We start from the raw sequence: 3855 nt of genomic DNA on the forward strand, positions 1-3855 counted from the left end.
CGAGCGTTACAAAGACAAGACTAAAGGAGTACTGGCCTGCTACGATCGGATTGTGATCCAGGGCCATATTCCGGGGCTTTGTTTTGACGGCGGAATGACTTCGTACCTATATCAAAACACCATCAAAATCTTCGACTACCCGGATTGGGCCAATGCCTTGCGCGAAGAACTTCGCGAGCATGCCGTTCTGATAGCCAGGGAAAACGGACTGGAGATTGAATTTATCCGTAAAATCGCCACCTTCTGAAAGGACGATCACATCCAATCGATCATTGAGAAGCCTGGCGCTCACCCGGGTCTGGTCCACCTCTTTTCAGCCAGGGAAACATGCACCAGTTACAAAGCGTGGCATGAGCAGCAAACGGGTAAAACATTCGTGAGAACGGACTCCGGGAAATGCCTGCACTACTACTTTTACTTCCTTGATCCGGACTTTGGTTATCTTCCTGTCCCCACCCGGTCTCCGTTCCGCCTTCAGTTTTACATGAACGGACCCAATTGGCTTATCTCCCGGCCAACCAAACAAGGCATCACCCCAAGTGCGGGACAAGACCTTCCTTGGCATCAGCGACTGGGAGAAGGCGCAGCAGCTATCCGACCATGTTCGGGGGGAAGACCTGCATCAAGTCCTGGTACTGCCCGGTGATCAAAAAACCGGGTGTGGTTTATCGCTGGAGCAGCATGCAGGTAGAGTACACGCCACAGACATCGTTTTCCAGGACGAGAGCGGACCGGAAGTGGCTTTATGAGGGCATCGTTTATACCGCCATCCATTCTGTAAAACCAGAGAACATCGCCACGTTCCCGGGACAAAAGCTGCGCGGGAACTACGAGGGCGAAATGGGAACCCGGTTCAACAAGGGTATTCTTGGTACCAGAATCAAGCACCAGTCAGCATCAAAATGTATGACCAGTTTGGCTGCGGGCTCCGGATTGAAACGACCGTGAACGATGTCTCGCAGTTCAAGCATGCTCGGGAAATCCAGAGCGGGAAGGAACCGTCACCCAGAAAGCCGCGCCGGTGAAGAAGAAGATTTACAACTGGTATCCGCTCGGCCGACTGCTGAAAGCTACCAATCGCCGCTATCTGGAGTTTGTATATTCTTTGGAGGACCCCAGTGACGGTGCGAAAAAACTGGAGGAACTCTCGGAAAGCAAAAAGGACAGCGACAGAAGTTTTAAAGGCTTTAACTTCTTCCGCCGGGAAGATCAGCCGCTGTTCGAAGTACTGGCGCACGGAGCATTCAAGATCAGCGGTTTGCAGAACCAATTGCTCCGCCGCTTGCTCCCGGAGTTGAGTTCAGCTTCTATTTCGCGCATACTCAAGCGTCTGGGGGTTCATGGGCTCATCAAGAAGGTATCGGGCACCCGGAAATATTACCTGACGAAACTGGGCAAAGCGGTTATCACGCTGGGGCTCAAAACGAAAGAACTCTTTATCGCTCCCCAGTTAGCTCAGGTAGAAGTAGCCACAAGCTGATTGGGCCTCGTTATTTTTCATGGGGTTCTTGGTTTCTTTCCAGTTTGCGAAGATGTTCGGAGTTAAGGGCTTAACGGAAAAACCCTCCTTTACCATGTCATCAAGGCCCCATTTCACAATTCAAATGGTGATGTCATAGGATTAATTGGTATAAGCCAGGACCTGAGTAACATCAGGCCTTAAGGAGTCTGGATAAACGTGCTTTTTTCCCGCATCGTCTCGTGTACTTTCCGGACCTGTTCGGAGAAAGCGGAGTCGCCGACGTTAACCCGGTGCCGCCAGTTTTCGGGAATGGTCGTCGAAGGAAGGTTAGGTTGCAGGTCCAATCTCATAACATCCTCCAGACTGACCACCCGGATCCGGCATTCCGTCGCGGCCAGATAGCGAAGCAGGGCCGAAAAGAGGATGGGATAGAGATCTCCCTCCGGTATCTCCTGAAGGAAGCCCCAGTCCCGTAGGCGGTCAATTACTCTTTTGAGAAATTCCCCTCTTTCCCGCAGGAGTCTTTCACAAGTACTCTCGTCGAAAATTCCCAATTCCCGGCGGAGGGTGAGATCGGACCCGGCGCAAAAAGCCCGCAGGGTCGGCATATCATGCGTGTTCATCGTGATGAAAGCCTGCCTTGGATAGTGATCCGGTGGGAGGGGAAATCCTTTTTCATCCTGTTCGAAGTAAAAGACCTTAGTGCACAACACACCGGACTCATCCATCAACTCCCGGACCCGGGGAGGAACGGTTCCCAGGTCCTCCCCGATGATCGTGACCCGGTTTCGTTCACTTTCCAGGGCCAATATCGCGAACAGGTCTTTCGAGAACTGCCGGACATAGGTCCCTCGGCCGGTAGAGCTCTTTTCCGGAATCCAGAACGACCGGTACAATCCCATAATATGATCGATCCGCAAAAAGCGTGAAAACCTCATGTTTTTTTGTAATAACGCCCTGAAGTGACTATACTCCTGTTTCCGGTCTATCCAGGGATTGACCGGAAGAAAGCCCCAGTTTTGACCCTGCGGGGAGAAATCATCCGGTGGCGCGCCAACTCGGGCTCCGGACGCGAAAAGTTCCTGATTGAGCCAGCATTCACTACCCTCGGGAGAGGATCCGATAGGCAGATCAAAACCCAAAATGTTTTGCTCCTGACCCACTTCCCCCAAGAACTTCTCCGTGAGCCACTGGAGCCAGCTGTGGAAAAGAACGTCTTGTTCGTTGCCGGCAATCCATTCACGTATAGCCGTCCGGTCCCGGTCCCGAAACAAAGCAGGCCAGTCCCGCCAAGATTTCTGTTCCTGTTCGCGATAAGTATGAAAAAAAGCCCTCATCCAACCCCGGTCGCCTTCCCCGGCCAGGAACGTCTGAAAATCCTGCCAGCGGGCGGTCGTCCTCCGGCGTTCGGTCTGATAAAAACGCTCAAACACCTTCTCCAAAAACGCCCGCTTCTCCCGCCAGGCCGTTTCATAATCCACCAGCCCGGGTTCCGTATCTGGACCGGTTGAGGACCGCAAGAGACGGCCGGGGAAAAAATCGGGCCATTCAAAATAGCCAGCGACTTCGTCAAGAGGTAGATATACCGGGTTCCACAACAGACGATCGAGGGGGTAATAGGGGCTGATCCCGAAAGGCAGCCGGTTTTCGAGGAGATGCAGCGGCAGTAGTCCGACAAAGCCGGCTCCATTACGCTCCATGACCTCCACGGCGTCCCGCAGGTCCCGCAAATCCCCTATCCACTCTTTTTTGCCGGTATACAGCGAATAGGCAGCCACCGTCGTTCCCCAGATTCTGTCCGCGGGTGCCGGCCAGCATTTTTCGGGGGCGTAGACAAGGAGAGAGGAAAACCGGATTTCTCCGGTGGAGGTGGAAAATTCTCCCTCCATCCGGTAATACCCCCGGGGAAACTCTCCGGGGAGTCGATACTCGAGCGGCCCGGTTCCCCCCCACTCGAAACGGCTCCCCATCCCCTCCTCTCCCCGCAGAGTCAAGATCCCTCTTAACCAACCCGCTGCCGGAATCAATGTCCCGGCTCCGTTCCTGCTACTGATCACCGGGGGGATCGGGAAATCGATTTCTTTTCGGATTTCCCGGATGGCCTCGGGTAGGCCTTGCGTCGACAAATCGGCATAACCCATCGCCTGAAGTACCCCAGCCAGCGTCTCTTCATCCGCTTGAATCCGATGACCCCAGATATCGTCATAGTGAGTGTCAACTCCGGCCAGGGAAGCCAGTTCGCGGACCATCTCCAGTTTCATATCGTTCATGGAATGTTTTTCCCTTCTTATCCTCTGCTTTAACCCAGGACAGTCTTCTCAGAAAATCGTATTGGTGCTACACTTCGTAAGTTGACCGATATCTATGTTGTGGAGAGGATGGAAAATGAAACT

4 protein-coding genes are annotated in these 3855 nt (G+C 53.4%); 3 read left to right on the top strand and 1 reads right to left on the bottom strand.

Annotation, left to right across the window (positions count from 1 at the left end; all coding sequences use genetic code 11):
- From VLH40_07935 to VLH40_07945, 3 genes are all read left to right on the top strand, one after another.
- The coding region (locus VLH40_07935; GenBank protein ID HSV31932.1) for a hypothetical protein at positions 1-247 on the top strand (247 nt) is incomplete at its 5' end.
- A gap of 292 nt (positions 248-539) precedes the next feature.
- Positions 540-749, top strand: a complete 210-nt coding sequence (locus tag VLH40_07940) for a hypothetical protein (GenBank protein ID HSV31933.1) — start codon at positions 540-542, stop codon at positions 747-749.
- 272 nt (positions 750-1021) lie between these two features.
- A complete protein-coding gene (locus tag VLH40_07945; protein ID HSV31934.1) occupies positions 1022-1480 on the top strand; it encodes a hypothetical protein in 459 nt (152 codons plus the stop codon).
- 179 nt (positions 1481-1659) lie between these two features.
- On the opposite strand, the gene malQ is transcribed toward VLH40_07945, so the two are convergent.
- On the bottom strand, positions 1660-3732 hold the full coding sequence (gene malQ, locus VLH40_07950; protein ID HSV31935.1) for a 4-alpha-glucanotransferase: 2073 nt from the start codon (positions 3730-3732) through the stop codon (positions 1660-1662).
- Between the last annotated feature and the right edge of the window lie 123 nt (positions 3733-3855).

This window comes from Atribacteraceae bacterium, from assembly GCA_035477455.1.
Lineage (GTDB): Bacteria > Atribacterota > Atribacteria > Atribacterales > Atribacteraceae > DATIKP01.